This window comes from uncultured Sphingomonas sp., assembly GCF_913062585.1.
GTDB lineage: Bacteria > Pseudomonadota > Alphaproteobacteria > Sphingomonadales > Sphingomonadaceae > Sphingomonas.
Window position 1 is genome coordinate 129,652 of sequence record NZ_CAJXWX010000005.1, and the last position, 25,815, is coordinate 155,466.

Sequence of the window (25,815 nt, forward strand, 5' to 3'; positions counted from 1 at the left end):
TTCTTCTGTCCCTCGCCCCTCTTTGAGGGGAGAGGGTTGCGCAGACTTGGTCTTTGCGTAGCAAAGGCTTAGTCGGAGCCGGGTGAGGGGTCGGCGCTCGGGGACCGAGCGCGCGAGCCCGCAGGGCTCGCTCAACCCCTCAACCAAGCTGCGCTAGCCAGCTTCGCTAACCCTCTCCCCTGTCCAGGAGAGAGGGACAGAAAAAGCCCTCAAGACTCTCGATCGCCTCATGCCTTCCGAGCATCAGCCGATGCCGGGCCGGCAGGACAGATCGTCAAGCGATGGCGGGCAGCCGATCCAGATGCTTCTCCAGCGTCAGCGGATAGTCGCGGATCCGTACGCCCGTCGCATTATAGACGGCGTTCGCAACCGCCGCGCCGACCCCGCATAGGCCGAGTTCGCCCACGCCTTTGGCCTTCATCGGGTTGGCCTTGTCGTCCGCCTCTTCCAGGAAGACGACCTCCTGGTGCGGGATGTCGGCATGGACGGGCACCTCATAGCCGGCCAGGTCATGATTGACGAAGAAGCCGAAGCGTTTGTCGACCGCCAGTTCTTCCATCAGCGCCGAGCCCACACCCATGGTCATCGCGCCGATCACCTGGCTGCGCGCCGCCTTGGGATTGAGGATACGCCCGGCCGCACACACCGCCAGCATCCGCCGCAGCCGAGTGACGCCGGTATAGGCATCCACCCCGACCTCGACGAAATGCGCGCCGAAGGTCGATAGCTGATAGGTCTTGCCCAGATCGCCGAACTCGATTCGGTCCTCGGCGGTCAGTGGGCCGGACGATGCCGCGTCGCGCAAACTCACCGATCGGTTGCCGCTCGTCACCTGGCCGTTCGCGAAGGTCAGGTCGGCCGAATTGAACCCCAGCCGTTGCGCCACCGCCTCGCGCAGCTTGACGCAGGCGGCATAGACGCCCGCCGTCGCGTTGGCCGCACCGAACTGGCCGCCCGATCCCGCCGATACCGGATAGTCGCTGTCGCCCAGCCGGACATCTACCGTCTCCATCGGCACGCCCATCATCTCGGCAGCGGTCTGGGCGATGATCGTATAGCTGCCGGTGCCGATATCGGTCATATCGGTTTCGACCGCGACCCGGCCGTCCTTGCCCAGCGTGACCCGCGCGCCAGACTTCATGTTGATGTGATTGCGGAAAGCCGAGGCCACGCCCATCCCGACCAGCCAGCGTCCGTCGCGCACCTGGGCGGGCTTGGCGTTCCGCTGCGACCAGCCGAAACGCTGTGCGCCCTCTTCCAGGCAGCGGACGAGCTGGCGCTGCGAGAAGCGGCGTTCGGGCTTTTCGGGATCGACCTGGGTGTCGTTCTTCACGCGGAAGGCGACCGGGTCCATGCCCAGTTTCTCGGCCATTTCGTCCATGGCGATTTCCAGCGCCATCATGCCCGGCGCCTCGCCCGGTGCGCGCATCGCATTGCCCTCGGGCAGGTTCAGGACGGCGAGACGCATCGACGTCAGGCGATTGGGCCCGGCATAAAGTAGTTTCGTCTGGTTGACCGCCGTTTCCGGTCCGCCGCCGGGCAGGTCGCCCGATCCGCTTTCATGGGCGATCGCCTGGATCGCGCCGTCCTTGGCCGCGCCGATGCGGATACGCTGCACGGTTGCCGGGCGATGGGTGGAGTTGTTCGCCATCAGCGGCCGCTGCATGGCGACCTTGACCGGCCGGCCGATCGCCTTCGCACCCAGCGCCGCCATGACGGCATCGGCGCGCAGGAACAGCTTCCCGCCGAAGCCGCCGCCGACATAAGGCGAGATCAACCGCACCTTCTCCTTTGGCAGGCCCAGCGTCTTGGCAAGGTCGCCGCGGCCCCAGGCGATCATCTGGTTGGAGGTCCAGACGGTCAGATGGTCGCCGTCCCACGACGCGATGGAGGCGAAGGGCTCCATCATCGCATGGCTGTGGTCGGGGGTGGTGTAGGTCGCGTCGAGCTGGACGGGGGCGGTGGCAAAGGCGCTTTCGAAGCTGCCGGTCCGGTCTTCCTTGCCGGGCTTGCCCTCTTCGGCGCCGGCCAGCGGGGCGGACTTCAGCGCGTCGTCGAGATCGAACTGTCCCTTGGCGCGCTCATAGTCGATGCGGACCAGACCGGCGGCGGCGCGCGCCTGTTCGAACGTCTCGGCGACAACGATGGCGATCGCTTGGTGATAATGGTCGATATCGGGGCCGCCGAGCAGCTTGGCCGTGTTGAAATTGCCCTTGGCGAGCTTGCCCGCCTCCTGCGCGGTCACGATGCCCAGCACGCCGGGCGCGCCGCGTGCATCGTCGAGGTTCATCGACCGGATGCGCCCCTTGGCGATGGCCGCGCCGATGATCCAGCCATAGGCGGCGTTGGGGGCCTCCTTATGATGTTCATAGGCATAAGGCGCGGTGCCGGACGTCTTGCGCGGGCCGTCGATCCGGTCCTGCGCACGGCCGACGACGGTCATGCGGTCGATGGGGTTGGTGCCCGCAGGCTCGGTGAACTTCATGCGGTCCTCGCCTGGTTGATCGCGGCCGCCAGCGTCCGTTCGACGAGCGGCACCTTATATTCATTGTCCCTGGTGGGGCGGGCATCGGCGAACAAGGTCGCCGTCACCGCCTTGGCCCCTTGCGGCATCGCGGCCTCGGCGGCTTCGATCCGCCAGGGCTTGGGCGCGACCCCGCCCACCGCGACACGGCCGGTGCCGTCCTTCTGGACGACGGCCGCGACCGAGACGAGCGCGAAGGCGTAGGAGGCGCGGTCGCGCACCTTTTCATAGATGTGCGTGCCGCCGACCGGACGGGGCAGGGAGACCGCGGTGATCAGCTCGCCCGGCTGGAGCGCCGTCTCGATATGTGGCGTGTTGCCGGGCAGGCGGTGGAAGTCGGCGATGGGGATGGCGCGGGTGCGGCCGTCCGAGTTCACCGTCTCCACTACCGCGTCCAGCACCCGCATGGCGATGTTCATGTCGCTGGGGTTGGTCGCGATACAGTCGCTGCTCGCCCCGACCACCGCGAGCTGGCGCGAATAGCCGCCGATGGCGCTGCATCCCGAACCCGGCCTTCGCTTGTTGCAGGCCATGTTGGTGTCGTAGAAATAGGGGCAGCGGGTCCGCTGGAGCAGATTGCCCGCCGTCGTCGCCTTGTTGCGAAGCTGTCCGCTCGCCCCTGCGATGATCGCGCGCGACAGCACGCCGTAATCGCGCCGCACCCGCTCGTCGGCGGCGAGCGCCGTGTTGCTGACAAAGGCGCCGATACGCAGACCGCCTTCGCTGGTCTTCTCGATCCGGTCGAGACCCAGATCCTGCACGTCGATCAGATGGGTCGGCGTCTCGACCTCGATTTTCATCAGGTCGAGCAGGTTGGTGCCGCCCGCGAGAAACTTGGCGCCGGGCTTGGTGGCTGCGCGGGCGGCGGCGACCGCATCCTTCGCACGCTCATAGGTGAAGGGCTTCATGCCTTGGCTCCTGCGACCTCGGCCATCGCCTCGGCGATGTTGGAATAGGCGCCGCAGCGGCAGATATTGCCGCTCATCCGTTCGCGCATTTCCATGTTGGTGGGCTCGGGCTTGGCGGTCAGGTCGGCCTGGACATGGCTGGGCACGCCGCGCTTGATCTCGTCGAGAACCGCCACCGCCGAGCAGATCTGGCCCGGCGTGCAATAGCCGCACTGATAACCGTCGTGCCGCACGAATGCCGCCTGCATCGGATGCAGCTTTTCCGGCGTGCCCAGCCCCTCGATGGTGGTGATGCTGTCGCCGTCATGCTGGAGTGCGAGCGACAGGCAGCTGTTGATCCGCTGTCCGTTCACCATCACCGTGCAGGCGCCGCACTGGCCGTGATCGCAGCCCTTCTTGGTGCCGGTCAGGTGCAGATGCTCGCGAAGCGTGTCGAGCAGCGTCGTGCGCGGGTCGAGCGAGACTTTGCGCGTCTGGCCGTTCACCTTCAGCGTGACGGGCATGGCGGCGGGATCGGGCGGCATGGTGGTCTTTCTGCTCTGGGCCTCGACGGGGGCGGAGGCGGCCATGGCGGTCGCGGCACCACCGACGATCACCCCGCGGCGCGACACGGAAAATTCGCTGCGATCGGCCAATGGTCCGGTTCCCTTCCTGAATGCATCATCCGTCATGGCACCCGCCTTCGCAAGCGGGCCCGCTCGCGTGAGATGGGCCGCATCGGCGGTGACGTTTCATGAAACGCGCGTAATGTCTTTTGGTCGCGTGAGAAAATATCCCAAGATAAAAAGGCCGACGAGACCGATTCCGCGCGACGAAGACGAGGCGAACTGGTAGCGTCGGTCATCGCCGGTTTGGTTTCGCAAGCGCTGGTGACTGAGAGACCTTGTGCTCCCGCTTGTCGCGCCGGAGCTTCCCCATCTTGATCCATGCCGAACCTGGCCGCCGGGCGGTGCGTCGCCCATGACGAAGATATTCGTCACACCCGCCGAACGTGCGCGGGCCTATCGCGCCCTGATGGACGGTATCCGGGTCATGGAGGAGCGGATAGCCCCGCTCTGGTCGACGCCTGAAAACGCGTTGTCGAACCGGCGGCGGACCGTTCGGGCGCGCGTGACCGCCAATGGCTTTCGCGAACTCGATGTCCTGCTCGCCCATTGGGTCGGCATCGTCGCGATGCGCCCGGTCCGGATGGCGGAGATCGACCATTGGCGGGAGGCGGATGCGGCCGACGATAGGGGCGGCGGTGGCTTTACCATTGCCGACATCCTGCGCATCGCCACCGAATATCGCCACGCGGCGCCCTGCCTGTCGGATGGTCTGTTGGATTGTCCATCGGGCATCGCCGGATGTGACCTGGCGGCCTGATCCCGTTTCTCTCTCGCGAAAGGCATGATCATGCGAGACTCCGAACTGTTCGAGCAGCGCGCCACCGAATGCCGCGATCAGGCGGCGGCGACCGACCTGGCCAATGTCCGCGAACGATGCCTTCGTTCCGGGGCGGCATGGTCCGCCATGGCCCAGCGATCCAAGCGTACCGAAGCGGCCCGGGATGCGCGGGCCGTCCATGACGCGACGCCGGGGCAGGACACCGGGGGCACCGTCTAGCGCCGGCCATTCTCGCTCCCGATCAGCGAGGATAACGACAAACCGGGGCCAACGATCGTGGCGACGAACCGTTGAAGCCGTTGCCGCTCGCCGCCTTCCCGTGCACACAGGCTGAAAAAGGGCGAGGGGATGCGATGCGCGGGGCAATGATTGGGGCGATGATGGCGCTGGGCCTGGCGACGCCGCTGGCCGCGCAACAGACTGAGGTTCCGCGCATCGTCACCAAGGCGGGGCGCCATGCGCTGCTGGTCGATGGCCGCCCCTTCCTGATGCTGGGCGCGCAGGTCAACAATTCCAGCAACTATGCCGCTGCGCTGCCCAAGGTCTGGCCGGTCCTCGACCGGATCCACGCCAATACGGTCGAGATCCCCGTCGCCTGGCAGCAGATCGAGCCCGTCGAGGGACAGTTCGACTTCCGCTTCGTCCAGACGCTGCTCGACCAGGCGCGCGCGCATGACAAGCGCGTCGTGCTCCTCTGGTTCGCGACGTGGAAGAATACCTCGCCCGGCTATACGCCCGATTGGGTCAAGCTCGACAATCGCCGCTTCCCCCGGATGAAGACGCGCGGAGGGCAGGATCATTACGCGCTGACCCCGATGGCGCGCACCACGCTGGAGGCGGACAAGCGCGCCTTTGTCCGGTTGATGACCTATCTGAAGGACCATGATCCGCAGAACACGGTCATCATGGTCCAGCCCGAGAACGAAGTGGGCAGCTATCGCAATCCGCGCGATTATTCGGCCACGGCGCAGCGCCTGTTCGAACAGCCGGTGCCCGAGGCGCTGAGCCGCAGGCTGGGCAAGCCGCGCGGGAATTGGGCGGCGGTGTTCGGGGCCCAGGCCGACCGGGCGTTCAACAGCTGGTATACCGCGCGCTACATCAACGCGATCGTCGAGGCGGGAAAGGCGGTGAAGCCGCTGCCCATGTACGTCAACGCCGCGCTGGCGGGGCCGTCCAACGTGCCCGATCCGGACGGCGTAGCGAGCGGCGGGCCGCAGCAGGACGTGCTCGACATCTGGAAGGTCGCCGCCCCCGCGATCGACGCCGAGGCGCCCGACATTTATGACCGGGACAGCCGCAATGTCGGTCTCTATCTCGACGCCTATGCACGGCCCGATAATCCGCTGCTGGTGCCCGAGATCGGCAATGACCGGGCATTTGCCCGCTATGTCTACGAAGCGCTGGGGCGCGGGGCGATCGGCTTTGCGCCGTTCGGCATGGATGATACCGGCTTCTTCAACTATCCGCTGGGCGCCAAGGCCCTGGATACCGCGACGCTCGACGCCTTTGCCGGGCCTTATGGCGCGGTGGCGGGGGTGATGCGCGACTGGGCGCAGGCGGCGTTCGCGCATCCGAGCTGGGGCGCGGCCAGACCCGATGACGGCGGCGACCGAGAGACGGTGCTGGGCGACTGGCGCATCCGGGCGGAATTCGGCCAGTGGCAGTTCGGCGAGAAGAGCTGGACCTGGCTGAAATCCGAGCCCGCGCCTTGGAAGGCCGAGCCGGTCGGCGGCATGGCGGTGGTCCAGCTGTCGCGCGACGAATTCCTGATGGTGGGCGACCATGTCCGAGCCCGCTTCGAGCCCGCGACGCCGGACCCCAGGGCGATGATCGTCCGGGTCGAGGAGGGGCATTTCGCCGAAGGGCATTGGGTGATGGATCGCATCTGGAATGGCGACCAGACCGATTACGGCATCAATATTATCGACCGGCCGGTGGTGCTGAAGGTCGTGATGGGTCGCTATCGCTGACGCGCGGGCAGGGTGAGGCGCATGGTCGTGCCGCGCTCGGCCTCGGCAAGGTCGAGTGTGCCGCCCGACCCGGCGAGCAGCGCCCGCGCGATCGACAGGCCCAGCCCGGTGCCGCCGCTTGTCCGGCGTGAGGTGAAGAAGGGCTCGAAGATGCGATCCCGGTCGCCGGGCGGGATGCCGGCGCCATTGTCGATGACATGGACGACCACGGGGGCAGTGGCTTCGACCCGGATCGTGATCCGGTCCGCCCCGGCCTGAAGGCCATTTTCGATCAGGGTGGTGAGGACCGCCTCCAGCGGTTCCGGGGCGATGACGACCCGGACCTGGGGGGCGTCAGCCTCGACCGCGATCGAGATCCCGTTCCTGCGATGCGCATCGGCCAGCTTCAGGGCGACGCCGACGACATCGCTCTCGCCGTCCGCCGCGCTGGTCATGTCCGCGCGCGCCAGGTCGAGCAGGCGCGAGACGAGCAGGGTGAGCCGCCCCGCATCGGCATCGGCATTGGCCAGGAAACGCCTGCGCTCGGCATCGGACATGGTGGCGCCGTGATCCTGCAGCAGTTCGATCGCCCCGCGAATGCCGGTCAGCGGCGTTTTGAACTCATGGCTGACCGCATGGGCGAAGTTGCGCAGATAGAGCGATCGCGCCTCGATCGCCTCCGCCATGACGGTGAAGTCGCGATATAGGTCCTGGATCTCGGTCGCAGCGGTCGCCGGAATGGCGGGCACCGTGCCGCGCCCCGCCGCCACGTCGCGCGCGGCATCCTGCAATTCCTCGATCGGCCGGGCGATACCGCGTGAGAGCAGGCCCGACAGCAGGATCAGGGCGGCGAGGATCGCGGCGATACCGATGACGATCTTGCCCCAGTCCTGATACAGGCCGACGAAAAGCGAACGCGCGGATCGGGAGACCAGCACCACCCCGACGACCCGGTCGCCGACCAGGATCGGCCGCGCATAATGGACCCGTGTGGCGGCGGCGCGTGACAGCCAGTCGAAGCGGAAGACCGCCCGATAGTCCGAATTGCGCCGCAGCACGGTGCGCGGTGCTCCGGCCAGCGCGGCGGCGACCTCGGGCAGATCGGCATAGCTGCCGCGATCCGGTGAGCCGGTGACGATCCGCCCATCCCGGTCGAGCAGGATGATCGAGGCGAGCGTGGCGTTCCGCGTCGCCGCCAGTACCGGCAGCAGGCGCTCGGCGGCCGATCGGGCGTCCGGGCTGGGCGCGCCGCTCGGCCGGGGCTTGGGGCGCTCGGGCAGGATCGGTGTCGCGCTGAGATCGACGGCCGTATCGACCGCGCCGCCATAAGGACCGATCGTCCTGGGGGCGAAGCGGGTGACGGGGCGCCCCGGCGGCGCATCGGGCCAGAGAATCGCGGCACTGGCGGCGAGCACGGCCCCTTGCGCCTCCAGTTCGGCCTCGGTCTGGCGGACCAGCGTATTTTCATAGACGCGCAGGGCGACCGCACCGACACCGGGCAGGGCGGCTACCAGGAAGAAGCTGGCGAACAGATAGGTGCGCAGGGACAGGCGCGGCCAGTGGCGCTTCGCCCAATTCTTGGCGTGGGAGATCACGCCGTCGCGCCGCCGCACGCTCCCAGCCGGTATCCGATCCCGGCGCGCGTCTCGATCAGGTCGGTGCCGCCCCGCTCGGCGAATTTGGCGCGCAGGTTGCGGATATGGCTGTCGATCGTCCGGTCGGTGACGGCGAAGCCCGGCCCGTGGAGCCGGTCAATGATCGCCTCCCGGCTGAACACCTTGGCGGGCATGACGGCGAGCGTGCGCAGGATCGAGAATTCGGTGACGGTCAGCGGCACTTCCACCCCCGCCCAGCGTGCCTGCCACCCCTCGATGTCCAGGGTCAGGCGGCCATGGCCGATGACTGTGCCCGCCGTCTCCACCTGCGGCGGATGCGCATGGGTGCGGCGCAGGATCGCCATGACCCGCGCCACCACCTCGCGCGGGGAAAAGGGTTTGACGACATAATCGTCCGCGCCCAGCTCGATCCCCAGCACGCGGTCGATCTCGTCGTCGCGCGACGACAGGAACAGGATCGGCGTCTCGCCGCCGCTCCGCAGCCGCCGACAGACCTCCAGCCCGTCCATGCGCGGCATGTTGATGTCCAGGACGACCAGGTCCGGCCGATGCTGCGCCACCTCGGCCAGCGCCGCCTCGCCGTCCGCCGCCTCGATTGTGTCGAGTCCCGCCTTGCCGAGTGCGAAGACCAGCAACTGGCGGATATTGGGATCGTCGTCGGCGACCAGGATCGTGCGGGGCATGGGGCACAGGATCATGACTGGTGCGGCTCCGTCAATACATCCTCCGGGACCGGCACCAACTGGCCACAGGACTGGAGACCGGGGGGCTTGGGGCGTCGTCCCACCAGTGTCCTTGCGGCCGATAGCCGCCGCGCATTGCGCCAGGTCCAGCTATGCCAGTCGGCTTGTTCGCTTTCGAGCTGTGCGAGCGTGCTGGCGATCAAAATGCGGGTGCGGTCGCGCAGGATCGGTCCTGCCGCGCGCCGCTCCAGAGCGATCAGGGGCAGAAGCGCCGATGGCCCCAGGCCGTCCAGATAGCATAGGTCGATATCCGCTGCGCTGCGGGCATGCGCCACGTTCCAGCTGGCGGCGATCGCGCCCAGGTCGCTGGCGCATCCGGCGGTCAGCACGACCCCGGCGGCCAGCGCATTGGCGTTGACCAGCCACCGCGCCGAGCGCCCGCGCAGCATCCGCCAGACGATCAGCGCCAGCCCCAGCGCGACCAGCCCCATCCAGGCGAGCGCCGCGATCCGCCATCCGCTGAGCCCGAAGGCCGCGATATAATCGACCGTCCGCAGGATGCTGGAGGCGACCAGGAGAATGTTCTGCGCGACCCACAGCACGATCAGGCGGCGGACCAGCCGGTCCCGCGACCGCCCGGCGACCAGCACGAACCCGCCCGCCAGCAAGGCGGTCACGATCAGCGGATAGGCACCGCGATGCGCATAATCGGCGAGCGTGACGCCATGGGGCAGGGGGGCACCGCTCCACAGAAAGGCGAGGTCGAGCGCGTTCTGCACGGCGAAGATCAGGTTGAACGTCGCCAGCGACAGGATCAGCGTCGCACGCCCGATCGGCGGCAGCGACGCCGGGCCGGGCCGGGCGATGAATCCCTGCGGCAGCAGCGTCCGGCGCGGGCGCAGGCTCGACCAGATCATCACCAGGAAGAGAAGCGAGAACAATATGCGCGCCGTCAGATCGGACAGGCCGGGAAGGCGCACCGAGGCGAAGGCCTGTTCGATCAGCGGATTGGCCTGGGCGAACAGGGTCAGGAACAACGCGCTGCCCAGCACCGGCACGACCAGCATTGCCGCTACCGCGATCGCTCGGCGCCCCGGCCGACGGCGGCGCGCGCGGGCGATCCGCGCGGCGTCACGAAAGGGTGCGACCAAGCTGCCTAGGCCATGGGCGAACAACCGTCCCGCCCAGTGCATCGCGTCGTCGAACTGGCGCAACGGCAGCAGCGTCGCCATGCCGATCGACACGCCGAACAACAGCCATTTGAGCGGCCCCGGATTGTCGACCAGCATCACCCCGAACAGCGTCGCCATCGCGACCGCGACCCGCGCCAACCGGCTGGCGCGGACATCGGGGCGCAGGAGCAGCAACAGGACGGTCCAAGCCAATGCGAAGCCGCCCAGCGTCCAGCCGGGCTCCTCGCCATAGAAGAACAGATGCGCCAGCCCGACCAGCGCAGCCGCGCCGATCAGTTTGATCCCGAAGGTGAAGCGTCTGGATGTGATGACGGTCATGCCGAACTCCCTTGTCGGGACCAGTTATGCCGCCCGGGATATGGAGGGCGGCCGGTCGGCGCGTCGTTCATCCTGTGTGGATCATGTGCAGAAACGGTGCAGAGGGCGCTTCGCCGGACGCGGCGATAAAGGGCTTTGCAGCCCAGTCCCAAGGGCTTAGCCTTGGCCTTCCGCACGAATGACCGGGATATCTTCATGCAGCGTCGCCAGTTCCTCGCCTCCGCCAGTCTTGCCGCCGTCACCGCCGCCTTGCCGCGCCTTGCGCAGGCGGCCGGGGGGGCGCGGGATGCGGAGCTGCGGGCGATGCTCGATCGCTTTTTCTATGCGCGGCTGGAGGACAGTCCCGAACAGGCGACCTCGCTGGGGCTCGACACCGGGCCGCGCGCTTATCTGAAGGCCAAGCTCGACGATGTCTCGCGCGCTGGCGAGGCGCGGCAGTTCGCCCGCGCCCGGCAGGAGCTGGCGCAACTGCGGAGCATTCCCCGTGACGCGCTGGGGGAGGCGGCACGGCTGGACTATGACATTGTCGGCTATGGCCTGGACCGGGTCGTTGCGGGCGAGCGCTTCGGCTACGGGGCGAGCGCGGGCCGCTATGCGCCTTATGTGCTGAGCCAGTTGTCGGGCGCCTATCGCGACGTGCCCGATTTCCTGTCGGGCCAGCACCGGGTGACGAACGCCGCCGATGCCGACGCCTATGTCGCGCGCGTGGAGGCGCTGGCAGGCGCGATCGACGCGGAAACTGCGAGACAGCGGGAGGACGCGGCCAGGGGCGTGTTCGCACCGGACTATATCCTCGACACGACGCTCAAACAGCTGGGGGCGGTCCGCGACAAGGCGCCCGAGGCGACCGGCCCGGCTATGGACCTCGCCGCCAAGCTGAAGGCCGCCAATCTGCCGCCCGACCGGGCCGGGATGGTGGCGAAGGTGATGGCCGAGCGGGTCTTCCCCGCGCTTGACCGGCAACGGGCGCTCGTCACCGAATTGCGCGGCCGGGCGGTGCATGATGCGGGCGTCTGGCGGCTGCCCGATGGCGCGGCCTATTATAGCGCCGCGGTGGCGGCGGCGACCACCACCGAGATGTCGGGCGACGAGATCCACCGGCTCGGCCTAGCCCAGGTGGCCGAGATCGGCGGCCGGATCGACACCATCCTGAAGGCGCAAGGGTTGCGCCAGGGCAGCGTCGGCGAACGGCTGGTCGCGCTCAACAAGCGGCCGGACCAGCTCTATCCGAACACCGATCCGGGGTGCGAGGCGCTGCTCGAACAATTGCGGTCGCAGCTGGCGGCGATGACCCGCCGTCTGCCCGAACAATTTGCGGTCCTGCCCAAGGCGCCGGTCGAGATCCGCCGCGTGCCGGAGGCGATCCAGGCGGGGGCGCCGGGTGGCTATTACCAGTCCGCCTCGCTCGACGGGACACGGCCCGCCATCTATTTCATCAACCTGCGCGATACGTTCGACCGGCCCAAATTCGGGTTGGCGACGCTCACCTATCACGAGGCGGTGCCGGGCCATCACCTGCAGGTCATGTCGGCGCTGGAGAGCCAGGACATTCCGCTGATCCGCCGTCGCGGTTTCTATTCGGGCTATTCGGAAGGATGGGCACTCTATTCCGAACAGCTGGCCGACGAGATGGGGATGTATGAAGGCAATCCGCTCGGCCAGGTCGGCTATCTGCAATCCCTGCTGTTCCGCGCGACCCGGCTGGTCGTGGATTCGGGGATGCACGCCAAGCGCTGGAGCCGCGAGAAGGCGACCAACTATCTGATCGCCACCACCGGCATCGCGCGCGGACGCAGCCAGGGCGAGATCGACCGCTACACCGTCTGGCCGGGCCAGGCGTGCAGCTACAAGATCGGGCATACCGTCTGGACGCGGTTGCGCGACGAGGCGAAAGCGAAGGCAGGGGCGCGCTGGGATCCCAAGGTCTTCCACCATGTCCTGACGCTGGGCGCGATGCCGCTCGACGTGCTGGAGCGGGTGGTGCGCGAACGGATGGTTTAGAGCGGGGCGACTTCCGACGTAGCGTCCTTCCCTAGCCCCTCTCTGAGGGGAGAGGGTTGCGCAGACTTGGTCTTTGCATAGCAAAGACTTAGTCGGAGCTGGGTGAGGGGTGGGCGCGCGAAGCGCGCGAGCCGAAGGCTCGCTCAACCCCTCACCCAAACTGCGCTAGCCAGCACGCTGGCTAGCTCCGCTAACCCTCTCCCCTGTCCAGGGGAGAGGGAAAGAATGCGCGAACTGAATGCCGATCGGCTCTGGGATGCATGGCGTTTTCTTAAATCCCTCGCATCTTTTTAAGGGGCGAGGGGCGGAAAGGCTTACAGAATATCGACCCGTCCCAAAGCTTGGCCAAAGGCTGCACGGGCGGATAGGAACGGTGGCGGAGGATTACGATCATGACCATGCCACGCCGCCGTCTCGCCCTTTCGTCGTTGTTGCTCGCCGCCTTGTCCTTTGGCGGCACTATGGCGCGTGCCGTCGATGCCGCGCCGCGCGATCTGGGCGACTGGACGCTGGCGCCCAGCGAGGACGGGCAGGGGTGTTTCCTCACCCGCGTCTATAAGCGGCTAGGGGGCACGACCTTGCTCCTGGGGCTGGACCGCGACGGGTCGAACCACCTGACCGTGCTTAACGACAATTGGTCGATCAAGCCCAAGGAGCGCCTGTCGCTCGACTTCCGGCTGACCAGCGGCGGCTATCCGAAGCATTTCGCGGTCGGCCTGGCCTTGGACGGAAAGCGGGGCTTCGTGACCAGTTTCGAGAGCGCCTTTCCAACCTATTTCGCCAAGTCGCAGCGGCTGGACATTGCGCGCGGCGATGTGCCGGTCGAGCGCCTGATGCTGGACGGCAGCGGCGCGGCGATCGCGGCGTTGCGCGATTGCGTCACGGCGCAAACCGCCGCTCCCGCCAAGGCTTCGCGTGATGACGCTGCGCTTGACGGTATCCCGCGCGACCCATTTTCGAAGAAGTCGCGTCGAAAGTGACAATAGCTGAACGCAGGATTAATAAGATTACATAGATCAGCGTGGTCGTGAGCTTTTAACAGATAACCATTGGTCGGGGAACTGGCACGGCTGAACAGAATGGGGATTGTCGAACTTTTTCCGCTCAGCTTCGTTGTTGCGGTTGCTTAACGAGTGGAAGAACAGCTTATGTCTGCTTATGCGTCCAAATCCCTGATCGCGCTGGTGTCGTTGGCGGGTGCCGTCAGCCTCGGCGGGTGCGCCACCAAATCCTTCGTTCGGGAACAGATCGCGCCCGTCAGCCAACGCGTCGACTCGCTCGAACAGCGGCTCCAGCAGACCGACGGCACCGCCAAGGCGGCGCTGGCCGAGGCGCAGGCCGCGTCGGGCCAGGCCCAGGCCAATGGCCAGCGGCTGGACCAGCTGGGCGGCCGTGTCGACGGCCTCGACCAGCGCATGACCGCGCAGGAACAGAAGCCCGCGCGTCGCCCGCGCCATTGATCCTTTCGGTCCAAGCGACAGCTTGACCCCATGACGTGCCGGTCCTTCCCCTTTGAACCGGGGAAGGACCGGCCTTTTGCGTGAGTCCTCTGCCCCGATGAAATTCCTGATGGTGCCGCTGGCCGGGCTGGCCCTGTTCCTTCCGGCGATCGGCGACGCGCGCCGGGTCGAGCCGCCCAAGGTGGCCGCGCGCCAGACGCGCCCCAAGGCTCCGGCCGAGCCGGCTCCCATGCTCACCCCGTCACCGGAGGCCCAGCGCGTGATCGCATGGGTCGGCCGCGCGAAGGATAATCGCGGATTGCCCTGGGCGGTGGTCGACAAGGTCAATGCGACCCTGTTCCTGTTCGCGCCCGACGGTACGCGGATGGCCGCGGTGCCGGTCCTGATCGGCATCATGCCGGGCGACGATGCCAACCCCGGCGTCGGCACCAAGACGCTGGCCTCGCTCGGCCCGGCCGAAAAGACGACGCCTGCCGGGCGGTATCTGGCCAAGTTCGGCCTGCCGGTGGCGGGCGAGCGCGTCCTGTGGGTCGATTATGCGACCTCGGTCGCGCTGCATCCGATCCCCAAGGATGCGGGCGCCAGGGAAAAGCGGCGCGAGCGGATGCTGTCGCCCACGCCGGACGACAATCGGATCACCTTCGGCTGCATCAACGTGCCGCAGGCCTTCTATGCCAAGCAGCTGCGACCGACCTTCCGCAAGAAGGGCGGCTATGTCTATGTCCTGCCGGATACCAAGCCGATCGAGGACGTCTTCCCGATGCTCCGCGCGCAGCCTTCGGCCTAAAGGCGCTTGCCCATGCGGATCAGCGGCACGCGGACTCCGTCGACCGGAGCGGACAGGACGGGCTCGATCGTTTCATAGCCACAGGCGCGGTAGAGCGGCTCGCCCGCCAGCGTGGCCATCATCTCGGCCGAGTGGAAGCCCGCATCCTGTGCGGCCGCCTCGCACCGCGCCAGGATCGCGCGGCCCAGGCCCCGTCGCGCGAAATCGGGATCGACATACATCGCCCGGATGCGCGCCGGGTCGCGGGCGGGATCGAGCATGGTCGCGTCGCGCAGCTTCTGGCTATGATCGCCGCCATAAAGCGTCGCCCGCGCGCTCCAGCCGCCGCAGGCTGCCAGCCGCCCATTCTTCTCGGCAAGCAGATAGGTACCGTCGGCGATCAATTGTGTATCCAGTCCCATGACAGACCGGCTGGCGGTGATTTGGGCGGGCGTGAGAAAGTCTTGCTGAAGCACGGCGATGGCGCGTTCCATCAGCGCTGCGATGGCGGGAATGTCGGAGGTCTCGGCCCAGCGAAAGGAAAACATGTCTCTTGTTCGGGACAAATTTCCCGATCCGTCAATGAAGATATGGTGAACGGTGACAATCGACACCAGTCACAAGCTGGGATAAGCCGGTCAGATGGCAGACATTCCTCAAACCCCGCTGCTCGACACGGTCCACACTCCCGACGACCTGCGTCGGCTGGCCCCCGAACAGCTGCGGCAACTCGCCGACGAATTGCGGACCGAGACGATCTCGGCGGTGGGCACCACCGGCGGCCATCTCGGCTCCGGGCTGGGTGTCGTCGAGCTGACGGTCGCGCTCCACTATGTCTTCAATACCCCCGACGACCGGCTGATCTGGGACGTCGGCCATCAATGCTATCCGCACAAGATCCTGACCGGACGGCGCGACCGTATCCGCACCATCCGCCAGGGCGGCGGCCTGTCGGGCTTCACCAAGCGATCGGAAAGCGAATACGACCCGTTCGGCGCGGCGCACAGCTCGACCTCGATCTCGGCCGCGCTCGGCTTTGCGGTGGCCAACAAGCTCGCGGGGACGCCCGGCAAGGGCATCGCGGTGATCGGCGACGGCGCGATGTCGGCGGGCATGGCCTATGAGGCGATGAACAATGCCGAACAGGCGGGCAATCGCCTGGTCGTCATCCTGAACGACAACGACATGTCGATCGCTCCGCCGGTCGGGGGCCTGTCAGCGTACCTGTCGCGCATGGTGTCGAGCCGCGAATTCCTTGGCGTGCGCGACGTGCTCAAGAAGCTCGCCAGGCGTTTCCCGCGTCCGATCCAGAAGGCGGCGCAGAAGACCGACGAGTTCGCGCGCGGCATGACCATGGGCGGCACGCTGTTCGAGGAGCTGGGTTTTTATTATGTCGGCCCGATCGACGGTCACAATCTCGACCATCTGATCCCAGTGCTGGAGAATGTCCGCGACGCCGAGCAGGGGCCGATCCTGATCCATGTCGTCACCAAGAAGGGCAAGGGCTATGCCCCGGCCGAGGCGGCGGCGGACAAATATCACGGCGTCCAGAAGTTCGACGTCATCACCGGCGCCCAGGCCAAGGCGCCGCCGGGCCCGCCGGCCTACCAGAACGTCTTTGGCGAGACGCTGGCGAAGGAAGCGGAGAGCGATCCGCGCATCTGTGCGATCACGGCGGCGATGCCCTCGGGCACCGGCCTCGACAGGTTCGCCAACGCGCATCCCGATCGCTTCTTCGACGTCGGTATCGCCGAGCAACATGCCGTAACCTTCGCGGCGGGTCTGGCGGCGCAGGGAATGCGGCCCTTCTGCGCCATCTATTCGACCTTCCTGCAGCGCGCCTATGACCAGGTGGTCCATGACGTGGCGATCCAGAACCTGCCGGTCCGCTTCGCGATCGACCGTGCGGGGCTGGTCGGTGCGGACGGTGCGACCCATGCGGGCTCGTTCGACGTCACCTATCTGGCCAGCCTGCCCAATATGGTGGTGATGGCCGCCGCCGACGAGGCGGAGCTGGTCCATATGGTCCATACCTGCGTCAACCACGATAGCAGCCCGATCGCGGTCCGCTATCCGCGCGGGAACGGCGTCGGCGTCGCGCTGCCCGAGACGCCGCAGCTGCTGGAGATCGGCAAGGGCCGGGTCGTGCGCGAGGGCAAGAAGGTCGCGATCCTGTCGCTCGGCACCCGCCTGGCCGAGGCGCTCCGCGCCGCCGACACGCTGGAGGCCAAGGGGCTGTCGACCTCGGTCGCCGACCTGCGCTTCGCCAAGCCGCTCGACGAGGCGCTGATCCGCCGGATGCTGACCACGCATGAGGTGGCGGTGACGATCGAGGAGAATGCGATCGGGGGCTTCGGCGCGCATGTCCTGACTATGGCGTCGGACGAAGGGCTGATCGACGGTGGGCTGAAGCTGCGCACGATGCGCCTGCCCGACATCTTCCAGGATCAGGACAAGCCCGAGGTGCAGTACGCCCAGGCCGGTCTCGACGCCGATGCGATCGTCGAGACGGTGTTGAAGGCGCTGCGCCATAATAGCGCGAACGTGCCCGAGGGCGCCCGCGCATGATCCGGGGCTGGACCGCCGTCATCGTCTTCACGACGCTGGCGGTGGTCATGATGGTCGGGGTGAATGTCCGCATGTGGCGGCGGATGAAGGCCACCACGGCCGCGGCAAAGGCCGAGGCGGCGCGGGAAGAGCGCGAAAACGACGGCAGTTCCGACCTCCGTTCAGCCTGAGCGAAGTCGAAGGCCAATGGAAACCCTCACCACTCGGCGTTCCCCGGCGAAGGCCGGGGCCCAGTTGCTGCCCGGATGAGATGGCGCGGTGAACCTGCGTGGGAGGCGACTGCCACCGATCGCCATGGCCTCCCACTCGCCGTCTCTACCCCTCTCGGCCTCACAGAAACTGGGCCCCGGCCTCCGCCGGGGAACGCGAAGTGGTGGGGCTCGCCCTTGGCCTTCGACTCCGCTCAGGCTGAACGGTGTTTGGGTGCTCCTCGACCACCGTTCGCGCTGAGCGAAGTCGAAGCGCAGGCCCCGACATCCGCCGAGAATCCGGCTTCGGCACCGATTCACCGCCCCAGATAATGCGCCTGCGCCGCATCGGTCGCGTTCACCGCCAGAACCGCACGCGCCTCGCTGGGCGATAACGGGCCGGAGGGCGTCGGCCTGTCCATTCCGCTGGCCGCGATCACCCGGCCGAGCAATTCCTGCCCCTCCTGCCACCAGCCGAGCCCACTCGCGGCATTGATATGCCCCTGATGCCCGGCATCGACGAAGTGGCTGCCCCAATCGACCGCCAGGCTGTGCGCGCGTTCGATCGAGATCCAGGGATCGTCCTGGCTCGCGACCAGAATCGAGGGGAAGGGGAGCGGCGTGCGGGGGCTGGGCGCGAAGCCCTTCAACGCCTCCGGCGCATCGGCCCGATCGACATCGGCGGGCGCGACCAGCAAGGCGCCCGCGACGGGCCAGCCATAGGGTTGCGGCGACAGCTCCGCCCACCAGGCGACCGCCAGGCAGCCCAGCGAATGGGCTGCCAGGATCACGGGCGCCTGCGCCTGCCGGATCGCCTGGTCCAGCCGCGTGACCCAGGCATTGCGGTGCGGCGTCGACCACATGCCCAGTTCGACCCGGATTGTGTCGGGTCGCGCCTCTTCCCACAGGCTTTGCCAGTGCGAGCGGCCCGAGCCGCCAAGTCCCGGTACGGTGAGGACCGTTGGTTTGCGGGCCTCATAGGATGCGAACGAACCCATATGGCATCTCCTCGATAGGGCCGGGACGACTCCCGATCCTGTGAGGGAAGATATTCCCACTAAAAAGATAGGCAATAGGCATCGCGCCCAGTGGATGACGGCTTGCGACGGACCGAGCCCGGCGGTAGGGGCGGGCATGGCCAAGCTGCGTGTCGACCAGATGCTCGTGGACCGCGGACTCGTGGAGTCCCGTTCGCGCGCGCAGGCGCTGGTGATGGCGGGCCTCGTCTTTTCGGGCGAAACGAAGATCGCCAAGCCCGGCCAGCAACTGGCCGAGGATGCGGGCCTGGAGGTGCGCGGGCGCGACCATCCCTGGGTCTCGCGCGGCGGCATCAAGCTGGCCCATGGACTGGAGCATTTCGGCTGGGACGTGACCGGAGCGGTTGCGATCGACGTCGGCAGCTCGACCGGCGGCTTTACCGACGTGCTGCTGCAAAAGGGCGCCGCGCGTGTCTATGCGGTCGACAGCGGGACCAACCAGCTCGCCTGGTCGCTCCGCCAGGACCCGCGCGTGATCGTCCATGAACAGACGAGCGCGCGCATCCTGACCGAGGCGCATATTCCCGAGCCCGTCGACATGATCGTGTGCGACGCCAGCTTTATCGGCCTGGCGAAGGTGCTCGAACGGCCTTTGGGCTTCGCCAGACCCGGCGCACGGCTGCTGGCGCTGATCAAGCCGCAATTCGAGGCGGGGCGCGAAGAAGTGGGCAAGGGCGGCGTGGTCCGCGACCCGGCGGTCCATCAGCGGGTCTGCGATCAGGTCGTCGCCTGGCTGACGGACATCGGCTGGGCGGTGGCAGGAGTCGTACAGAGCCCGATCACCGGTCCAGAGGGCAATATCGAGTTTTTGGTGGCCGCATCCCGAAATTGAACGGGACGGGGTCTATTACGTTCACCTTATCCATTTACGGCACCCGGTCGCTGGGGCAGATCGGCGGCTATCATGGCGAAAGAGAGACGAGTGGGTACGATCGCATCAAAAGGGCAGTTGCGGATGTCGTTCCTGCGCTGGGCGATCGTCATCGTGCCACTGATCCTGCTGCTGGGCTTCGCGTCGGGCCGCGTGGTGCCCTCGGGCAGCGAGAATAGCTGGTATGTCGCGCTGACCAAGTCCGAGCTGAACCCACCGGGCTGGGTGTTTCCGATCATGTGGACGACGCTCTACATCCTGATCGGCCTGGCCTTGTCGATGATCGTTCATGCGCGCGGTGCAAAGGGGCGGGGCGTTGCGATCGGGCTGTTCGTGATCCAGTTCCTGCTCAACCTGTCCTGGACGCCGCTTTTCTTCGGCGCGCACAAGGTCGGAACGGCGCTGTTCGTCATCATCGCCATCCTGCTGCTGTCGATTGCGACCACCGCCGCTTTCGCGCGCATCCGCAAGGGCGCGGCCTGGTTGATGGTCCCCTATCTGGTGTGGCTGTCCTTTGCGGGTGTCCTCAACTGGCGGATCGACCAGCTGAATCCGGGTGCGGAAAGGCTTGTGCCGGGGGCCCAGACCTCCCAAATGCTTTGAAACGATTTTTGGGAATTTGACATGCAGGCCGACAACAAGCTGTTCGACGATTTCGCCAAGGTGATGAACGGCCTGGCCGGGACCGTGGCGGGCATGGGGCGCGAGGCCGAGGCGAGCGCCCGTTCGCGCGCGCGCGAGTGGATCGGCGGGCTGGACTTCGTCAGCCGCGAGGAGTTCGAGGTTGCCAAGGCGATGGCGGTCGCCGCGCGTGACGAAGCCGATGCGCTGAAGGCGCGCCTGGACGCACTGGAAGCCCGGCTCGCTGGTGCGACGACCGGGGCCGAATCCTGACCGAAATCCCGGGCCAGGGATGGCGGACCGGCCGATCGCGGCCGACAGCTATCCACAGAAATCGGTCATCGGCCGCTTGCAGCGGACCCCTGAGCGGTGCAACCTGCGTCGGTCTGGGTTTGTTCGCAAGGGCCAGTGATGCTTGAATCGACCGATCATGAAGCCGATGAATCGGCCCCCATCGACATGCTGGAGGCGTATTTCGCCGCCCATGGGTGGGAGCATGAGCGTCACGACGAAGAGATCGTCGCGACCGTCAAGGGCAGCTGGGCGACCTATGAGCTTCGCGCCCTGTGGCGCGACGATGATAGCGTCCTGCAATTCCTGGCTTTCCCCGACATCAAGGTGACCGAGGATCGCCGCGCCGGTATCTATGAGACACTGGCGTTGGTCAACGAGCAGCTGTGGATCGGTCATTTCGAACTCTGGTCGAACAGCGGCATCCTGCTGTATCGCCATGCCACGATGGTCGATGGCGGCGAGGAGGGCACCATCTCCCTGTCCGCCACCGAGCTGCTCGTTGAATCGGCGATCGAGGAGTGCGAGCGCTTCTATCCGGTGTTCCAGTTCGTGCTATGGGGCGGAAAGACGCCCCGCGAGGCGCTGGCCGCCGCGCTGATCGAGACCCAGGGCGAGGCCTGACATGGCGGATGGCGGCTTTCCGGTCGGACCCATCTGGCTGGTCGGATGCGGCAACATGGCCGGCGCGATGCTGCATCGCTGGCTGGCCGAGGGGCTCGACCCAGCCCAGGTCACCGTCATCACCCGCAGCGGCACTCGCGCGCCCGAGGGTGTTCGGTCGCTGACCGCCTTGCCGGTCGACGAAAGCCCGGCAGTGCTGATGCTGGGGTTCAAGCCGCAACAACTCGACGCTATCGCGCCCACCCTGGTGCATCTGAACCCCGCGATCCTGTTGTCGATCCTGGCAGGTGTCGAGGCAGCGGCGCTGGCCAGCCGGATCCCGGCCGGCGCGGTGGTGCGAATGATGCCCAACCTGCCCGTCGCGATCGGGCAGGGGGTGACCGCGCTCTATACGCGCTCGACCGACCAAGCGGTCCGTGAAGCGGCCGAGGCGCTGGCCCGGCCGCTGGGACTTGCGCCATGGATCGAGGACGAGGCGCAGTTCGACGCGGTCACCGCGCTTGCCGGATGCGGCCCGGCCTTCGTCTTTCGCTTCATCGACGCCGTTGCGCAGGCGGGTGTAGCGCTGGGGCTCGATCCCGAACTGGCCCGGCAGCTCGCGCTGGCGACCGTCGACGGGGCAGGGGCCATGGCGATCGGCGCGGATGCGTCACCCGCCGTCCTTGCCGACCGGGTGGCCAGCCCCGGTGGTTCGACCCGCGAAGGGCTCAATGTGCTGGATGCCGGGGATGCGCTCAAGCGGCTGATGGCCGACACGCTGGCGGCGTCGGAACGGCGCAATCGTGAAATGGCGGCTGCCGCGCGGGGCTGACTTTTGGTTCAGGCGAAGCCGCGAAGGTGGATTGCTTATGGCAATCTCACTCTTTCATCCACTTGCGGTGGAAGGCCTGGCGGAGCGCCACGCGAGACACCTCCGCGTTCTCCGCGCCTCCGCGCGAAGAAAGGTCAGCCGTCGTTCGACCGCAAATCCTCGATCCGCGCCCGCTCGCTTTCGGGAATGAAACCCTCGAGCACCGTCCAGAAGCCGGTAACAGCCTGCTGCCCCGCTCGCGCATAGGCCTTGGACAGTTTTTCGCGCAACGCGTCGAACAACTCCGCTTCCATCGCCGCTCCGGCAGGCGTCAGCCGCAACAGCCGCTGCCGCCGGTCGCGGTCGCCCGGTCGCGTCTCGACCAGGTCGCGCACCGCCAGCTCGTTGAGCACGCGGCCCAGCGACTGTTTGGTGATCGCCAGCAGGGACAGCAGCTCGCTGACCGTCATGTCGGGCTTGCGCGCCATGAAATAGAGCGCGCGGTGATGGGCGCGGCCCAACCCTTGCGCGGCGAGGCCGCGATCAATCGAGCGCACGAGGTGGCTATTGCCGAAATACAGCAATTCCATCCCCCTACGGAGTTCCGGTTCGCGGAGAAACTGTGCCGATGCGGACTGGTTCGAGGCAGCCATGTTGACCCGTCTACTCACACGTCCTAGGCCACGGCAACCCAAAACAGAGAGATGGTCATGGAAGCGCATCAATCCCTTACGTTTCGGTTCGATCTTTGCCAGGCCCCGGTCGCGGCGAGCGAGCGGTCCGCGCGTCTGGTCGATCCCGGCTTCGGGCGCGTTTTCACCGATCACATGGCCCTGATCCGCTATAGCGACGACAAGGGCTGGCACGATGCGCAGATCACCGCGCGCGTGCCGCTTCAGGTCGATCCGGCCGCGTCGGTCCTGCATTATGCGCAGGAAATCTTCGAAGGGATGAAGGCGTACCGCTTGGCCGATGGCGGCACCGCGCTGTTCCGGCCCGAAGCCAATGCGCGGCGTTTCCAGGACTCGGCGCGCCGCATGGCGATGCCGGAGCTGCCTGAGCATATGTTCCTCGAATCCGTCGAGCGACTGGTCGAGATCGAGCGCGACTGGATTCCCGAGCAGGATGGCGGCGCACTCTATCTGCGTCCCTTCATGTTCGCCAGCGAGGTGTTCCTGGGCGTGAAGCCCTCGGCCGAATATCTCTACATGGTGATCGCGTCCTCGGTCGGCGCCTATTTCAAGGGCGGCGCGCCCGCCGTCTCGATCTGGGTGAGCCAGGGCTATACCCGCGCCGCGCCGGGCGGCACGGGCGCCGCCAAGTGCGGTGGCAATTATGCCGCCAGCCTGCTGGCGCAGAAGGAAGCGATCGCCAATGGTTGCGACCAGGTGGTCTTCCTCGACGCGGTCGAGCGCCGCTGGGTCGAGGAGCTGGGCGGCATGAACGTCTTCTTCGTGTTCGACGACGGCAGCCTGGTGACGCCGCCGCTGACCGGCACCATCCTGCCCGGCATCACCCGCGATTCGATCCTGACCATCGCCCGCGCGCAAGGTCTGACCGTGCGCGAGGAGCCCTATGCCATCGATCAATGGCGCGCCGACGCCGCCAGCGGTCGCCTGGTCGAGGCCTTTGCCTGCGGTACCGCCGCGGTCGTCACCCCGATCGGCAGCGTGGCGGAGCCGGCTGGCCGCTTCACCATCGGTAGCGGCGGCCCCGGCCAGCTGACCACGCGGCTTCGTGAACAGCTGGTCGCGATCCAGCGCGGCCAGGCCCCCGACCCGCATGGCTGGATGCGCCGCCTGGGCGGATGATTTCGCGCCGATAAGGGCTTTTCAACAGCGGCGCGCCGGTTATAAGGCGCGCCTCTCCACTGGGGCGTCGCCAAGCGGTAAGGCAACGGTTTTTGGTACCGTCATACGCAGGTTCGAATCCTGCCGCCCCAGCCAATTTACAGCTAAGTGATTGATCGAACTGGCTAACCCCGGTCCGGATGCCCCAGTATGTACAGTCGACTGTGCCAATGGGGTTTGCGGGGAGATCAACGTCCTTGGCCTCGCTCCAGCATGTCTATCGCCGCGGCCACATTTTCTGGTGGCGCAGGGTTCATTCTTCGTTCCATAATGCACCCATTGACGTTCGCCTGTCGCTCGGGACCCCCGACCGGCTGCAGGCGCGGAACCGGGGCGCGGTGTTGACCGCGTCCTATGATCGGGTGGTGACCATGCTGAACGAACATGTTCGCGCTAATCGCGAGCTGACCGAGCGCGAACTTCAGGCGATCGCCAAGGCGATGTATGAGGAACGCCTTGCCGAGGTCTGTACCGAGCAGCGCGCCACGCCCTATGACGCCGAGCATCATTCAACTACGAACCGCGCCTTCGTCGACTATTTCCGGCGCCTGACGCTGCAGGGCGGGCATATGTCGTTCCTGCCCGACGAACAGCGCAAGCTGGAGGCGGAGGGTTGGGATGCGCAGCGCATCGCCGATCTGCAAACGATCATCGCCTTACGGGAGAACAAGGGCGTCAGTCCGATCCGCCGGGACGAAATCGACCGGCACCTTGCGGCTGCGGGCTTCGCGATCGACGACCGGCTGCGGTGGCTGGTCGAGCTCGCCCTCTATCCGACCTATCGCGACGTCTATGCCGATGCCGAACAGCAATTGCGGACATTAGTGCAGCCCGTCGTCGCGACGGCGTCTCGGCCACCACCACAATCTGTCCATGCGCCGGCCGACGACATATCGCCACAGGTGTCAGCCGGCGTTTCCGGTATTCCGGACGACTGGATGCACTGCGGCCCTGTCGAGGCGGCGGAGCGGATGATTGCGGAAACGCCAAGGCTTCTCGAGCATCGGCGCGACGGCAAGCGCGCGAAGGATAGCGTCGGCGAGCAGACGCTTCGGCAGATCCGCTGGGCGGCGACCCTGCTGCAGAAATCACTGCCAGCGGGGACGCCGCTCTGGAAGGTGACCAAGGCGGACATTCTTGCGTTGGACGGCCATTTCGACAATCTGCCGATCCACTACGGCAAGTCGCCACGCGATCGCGTATTGGAGCAGACGCTCGACGAAGCCGTCGCGCTGGCGGCGGAGGATGTCGCCGACGGCAAGCTGAACATGGACGATATCGGGTTTTCCACTGGCACGACCAACAAGCACTTCAACAAGCTGGCGCAAATCCATGCCTTTATGCGCACCCATGTCGATGCGGCGCCGGTCATCGACTTCGCGCTGTTCACCGTTGCGATTGACGCGGACGAACGCGAAGCCCGAAAGCGCTACACGCGGGAACAGGGCGAAGCGTTGTTCAAGCTGCCACCCTGGACCGGATGCGAGGGGACCGGCGAGCGGCTGGAGGCGGGCAAGACCGTCATCCACGATGGTCTGTTTTTCGTGCTGCTGCTGGTCTGGTATACCGGTGCCCGCCGGGAGGAACTGTGCAAGCTGATGCTGGACGATGTCGAGCATCGGCACGGCATCCACTATCTGCTGATCCGTGCGACTGAGACGGGGCGCGTCAAGAACAAGTCGGCCCGCCGGGTCGTCGTCATTGCGGACGAACTCGTCCGCCTCGGCTTTCTGCGCTACGTCGAGGCGATGCGAGCGGCCGGCGAACGCCTGCTGTTCCCGGAACTGGTGCCCGGCGGCACTACCAAGCGGAAGCTCGGCGATGTCTTCTACAAACTGTGGTGGATGTACATCGCGCCGATGGTGCCCGACCTGAAGCGTGGACAGGCGATGCATTCGGCGCGGCACATGGTGTCGGACGAACTGAAGGATCAGGAAGTCTTCCTCGAATTCCGCAACGATCATCTCGGGCACCGTGGCAAGGGCGGCGAGGGCGAGACGCGCTATCCCGCAGCGGCCTCGCTCCAGAAGCTGAAGTCGGTGGTCGAGAAGATCCCCGTGGTCACGGGGCATCTCCCGGATCAGAGCAAGATCAACCTCTTGCCGGTGGGATTGCGTCAGCCAAGGCCGACGCGGGGCAAGGATCGCGACAGGGAGGAAACAGGCGCCTGA

The 25,815-nt window shown here is 66.8% G+C and carries 25 protein-coding genes and 1 tRNA gene; 17 read left to right on the forward strand and 9 right to left on the reverse strand.

Annotated elements, in window-relative coordinates; translation table 11 throughout:
• Positions 1–274: 274 nt before the first annotated feature.
• The 3 genes from paoC to paoA are packed head-to-tail and all read right to left on the reverse strand — an operon-like array spanning position 275 to position 4,067.
• Positions 275–2,485 carry an aldehyde oxidoreductase molybdenum-binding subunit PaoC gene (paoC, locus tag QZ546_RS05835; RefSeq protein WP_294235646.1) on the reverse strand — a complete coding sequence of 737 codons (2,211 nt, stop codon included), beginning with the start codon at positions 2,483–2,485 and terminating at the stop codon, positions 275–277.
• On the reverse strand, positions 2,482–3,432 hold the full coding sequence (locus tag QZ546_RS05840; RefSeq protein ID WP_294235647.1) for a xanthine dehydrogenase family protein subunit M: 951 nt from the start codon (positions 3,430–3,432) through the stop codon (positions 2,482–2,484). The genes paoC and QZ546_RS05840 overlap by 4 nt, the downstream gene beginning before the upstream one ends.
• Complete coding sequence (gene paoA / locus QZ546_RS05845) at positions 3,429–4,067, reverse strand: aldehyde dehydrogenase iron-sulfur subunit PaoA (protein ID WP_294235648.1); 639 nt, start codon at positions 4,065–4,067, stop codon at positions 3,429–3,431. Before paoA ends, QZ546_RS05840 begins: the two co-directional genes overlap by 4 nt.
• 325 nt (positions 4,068–4,392) lie before the next feature.
• Between paoA and QZ546_RS05850 the strand changes: the two genes are divergently transcribed.
• The 3 genes from QZ546_RS05850 (at position 4,393) to QZ546_RS05860 (ending at position 6,788) form a co-directional block, all read left to right on the forward strand.
• Positions 4,393–4,797 carry a hypothetical protein gene (locus tag QZ546_RS05850; RefSeq protein WP_294235649.1) on the forward strand — a complete coding sequence of 135 codons (405 nt, stop codon included), beginning with the start codon at positions 4,393–4,395 and terminating at the stop codon, positions 4,795–4,797.
• 30 nt (positions 4,798–4,827) lie between these two features.
• Positions 4,828–5,037: a hypothetical protein gene (locus tag QZ546_RS05855; protein WP_294235650.1), complete on the forward strand. Its 210-nt coding sequence runs from the start codon at positions 4,828–4,830 to the stop codon at positions 5,035–5,037.
• Positions 5,038–5,171: 134 nt separating this feature from the next.
• Positions 5,172–6,788 carry a DUF5597 domain-containing protein gene (locus tag QZ546_RS05860; RefSeq protein ID WP_294235651.1) on the forward strand — a complete coding sequence of 539 codons (1,617 nt, stop codon included), beginning with the start codon at positions 5,172–5,174 and terminating at the stop codon, positions 6,786–6,788.
• Here the strand turns inward: QZ546_RS05860 and QZ546_RS05865 are convergent.
• Genes QZ546_RS05865 through QZ546_RS05875 form a run of 3 tightly spaced genes read right to left on the reverse strand, consistent with a single transcriptional unit; the run spans position 6,779 to position 10,577 of the window.
• Positions 6,779–8,380: a HAMP domain-containing sensor histidine kinase gene (locus tag QZ546_RS05865; protein ID WP_294235652.1), complete on the reverse strand. Its 1,602-nt coding sequence runs from the start codon at positions 8,378–8,380 to the stop codon at positions 6,779–6,781. The genes QZ546_RS05860 and QZ546_RS05865 overlap by 10 nt on opposite strands.
• Positions 8,359–9,066, reverse strand: coding sequence for a response regulator transcription factor (locus QZ546_RS05870; protein ID WP_294235653.1), 708 nt, complete (start codon positions 9,064–9,066; stop codon positions 8,359–8,361). The genes QZ546_RS05865 and QZ546_RS05870 overlap by 22 nt, the downstream gene beginning before the upstream one ends.
• 11 nt (positions 9,067–9,077) lie before the next feature.
• Positions 9,078–10,577 (reverse strand): DUF4173 domain-containing protein, encoded by a 1,500-nt coding sequence (locus QZ546_RS05875; protein ID WP_294235654.1) that lies wholly within the window; start codon positions 10,575–10,577, stop codon positions 9,078–9,080.
• A gap of 195 nt (positions 10,578–10,772) precedes the next feature.
• Between QZ546_RS05875 and QZ546_RS05880 the strand changes: the two genes are divergently transcribed.
• The 4 genes from QZ546_RS05880 (at position 10,773) to QZ546_RS05895 (ending at position 14,825) form a co-directional block, all read left to right on the forward strand.
• A complete protein-coding gene (locus QZ546_RS05880) occupies positions 10,773–12,578 on the forward strand; it encodes a DUF885 family protein (RefSeq protein ID WP_294235683.1) in 1,806 nt (601 codons plus the stop codon).
• Between the two features lie 392 nt (positions 12,579–12,970).
• Positions 12,971–13,558 (forward strand): hypothetical protein, encoded by a 588-nt coding sequence (locus tag QZ546_RS05885; RefSeq protein ID WP_294235655.1) that lies wholly within the window; start codon positions 12,971–12,973, stop codon positions 13,556–13,558.
• 168 nt (positions 13,559–13,726) lie between these two features.
• Positions 13,727–14,038: a hypothetical protein gene (locus QZ546_RS05890; protein WP_294235656.1), complete on the forward strand. Its 312-nt coding sequence runs from the start codon at positions 13,727–13,729 to the stop codon at positions 14,036–14,038.
• A 97-nt stretch (positions 14,039–14,135) separates the two neighbouring features.
• On the forward strand, positions 14,136–14,825 hold the full coding sequence (locus QZ546_RS05895; RefSeq protein ID WP_294235684.1) for a hypothetical protein: 690 nt from the start codon (positions 14,136–14,138) through the stop codon (positions 14,823–14,825).
• Here QZ546_RS05895 and QZ546_RS05900 read toward each other — a convergent pair.
• On the reverse strand, positions 14,822–15,352 hold the full coding sequence (locus QZ546_RS05900) for a GNAT family N-acetyltransferase (RefSeq protein WP_294235657.1): 531 nt from the start codon (positions 15,350–15,352) through the stop codon (positions 14,822–14,824). The two genes, QZ546_RS05895 and QZ546_RS05900, sit on opposite strands and share 4 nt — an antisense overlap.
• 94 nt (positions 15,353–15,446) lie before the next feature.
• Here QZ546_RS05900 and dxs point away from each other — a divergent pair, with 94 nt between their 5' ends.
• Both dxs and QZ546_RS05910 read left to right on the forward strand, forming a co-directional pair.
• On the forward strand, positions 15,447–17,372 hold the full coding sequence (dxs, locus tag QZ546_RS05905) for a 1-deoxy-D-xylulose-5-phosphate synthase (protein ID WP_294235658.1): 1,926 nt from the start codon (positions 15,447–15,449) through the stop codon (positions 17,370–17,372).
• Positions 17,369–17,542, forward strand: a complete 174-nt coding sequence (locus QZ546_RS05910) for a hypothetical protein (protein WP_294235659.1) — start codon at positions 17,369–17,371, stop codon at positions 17,540–17,542. The genes dxs and QZ546_RS05910 overlap by 4 nt, the downstream gene beginning before the upstream one ends.
• Positions 17,543–17,877: 335 nt before the next feature.
• Here the strand turns inward: QZ546_RS05910 and QZ546_RS05915 are convergent, their stop codons facing one another.
• Entirely contained in the window at positions 17,878–18,558 is a 681-nt protein-coding gene (locus QZ546_RS05915) for an alpha/beta hydrolase (RefSeq protein ID WP_294235660.1), read from the reverse strand.
• A 136-nt stretch (positions 18,559–18,694) separates the two neighbouring features.
• On the opposite strand from QZ546_RS05915, the gene QZ546_RS05920 reads away from it, so the two are divergent.
• The 5 genes from QZ546_RS05920 (at position 18,695) to proC (ending at position 21,815) form a co-directional block, all read left to right on the forward strand.
• Positions 18,695–19,429, forward strand: a complete 735-nt coding sequence (locus QZ546_RS05920; RefSeq protein WP_294235661.1) for a TlyA family RNA methyltransferase — start codon at positions 18,695–18,697, stop codon at positions 19,427–19,429.
• 90 nt (positions 19,430–19,519) lie between these two features.
• A complete protein-coding gene (locus QZ546_RS05925; protein ID WP_294235662.1) occupies positions 19,520–20,071 on the forward strand; it encodes a TspO/MBR family protein in 552 nt (183 codons plus the stop codon).
• 21 nt (positions 20,072–20,092) lie between these two features.
• Entirely contained in the window at positions 20,093–20,362 is a 270-nt protein-coding gene (locus QZ546_RS05930) for an accessory factor UbiK family protein (RefSeq protein ID WP_294235663.1), read from the forward strand.
• Positions 20,363–20,500: 138 nt separating this feature from the next.
• Positions 20,501–21,004: a YbjN domain-containing protein gene (locus tag QZ546_RS05935; RefSeq protein WP_294235664.1), complete on the forward strand. Its 504-nt coding sequence runs from the start codon at positions 20,501–20,503 to the stop codon at positions 21,002–21,004.
• A 1-nt stretch (position 21,005) separates the two neighbouring features.
• Positions 21,006–21,815 (forward strand): pyrroline-5-carboxylate reductase, encoded by an 810-nt coding sequence (proC, locus tag QZ546_RS05940; protein WP_294235665.1) that lies wholly within the window; start codon positions 21,006–21,008, stop codon positions 21,813–21,815.
• A 134-nt stretch (positions 21,816–21,949) separates the two neighbouring features.
• Here proC and QZ546_RS05945 read toward each other — a convergent pair whose 3' ends face one another.
• On the reverse strand, positions 21,950–22,447 hold the full coding sequence (locus QZ546_RS05945; RefSeq protein WP_294235666.1) for a helix-turn-helix domain-containing protein: 498 nt from the start codon (positions 22,445–22,447) through the stop codon (positions 21,950–21,952).
• Between the two features lie 57 nt (positions 22,448–22,504).
• Here QZ546_RS05945 and QZ546_RS05950 point away from each other — a divergent pair, with 57 nt between their 5' ends.
• The 3 genes from QZ546_RS05950 (at position 22,505) to QZ546_RS05960 (ending at position 25,815) form a co-directional block, all read left to right on the forward strand.
• A complete protein-coding gene (locus QZ546_RS05950; protein ID WP_294235667.1) occupies positions 22,505–23,605 on the forward strand; it encodes a branched-chain amino acid aminotransferase in 1,101 nt (366 codons plus the stop codon).
• A 60-nt stretch (positions 23,606–23,665) separates the two neighbouring features.
• A tRNA-Gln gene (locus QZ546_RS05955) sits at positions 23,666–23,740 on the forward strand.
• 242 nt (positions 23,741–23,982) lie between these two features.
• Positions 23,983–25,815, forward strand: coding sequence for a hypothetical protein (locus tag QZ546_RS05960; RefSeq protein WP_294235668.1), 1,833 nt, complete (start codon positions 23,983–23,985; stop codon positions 25,813–25,815).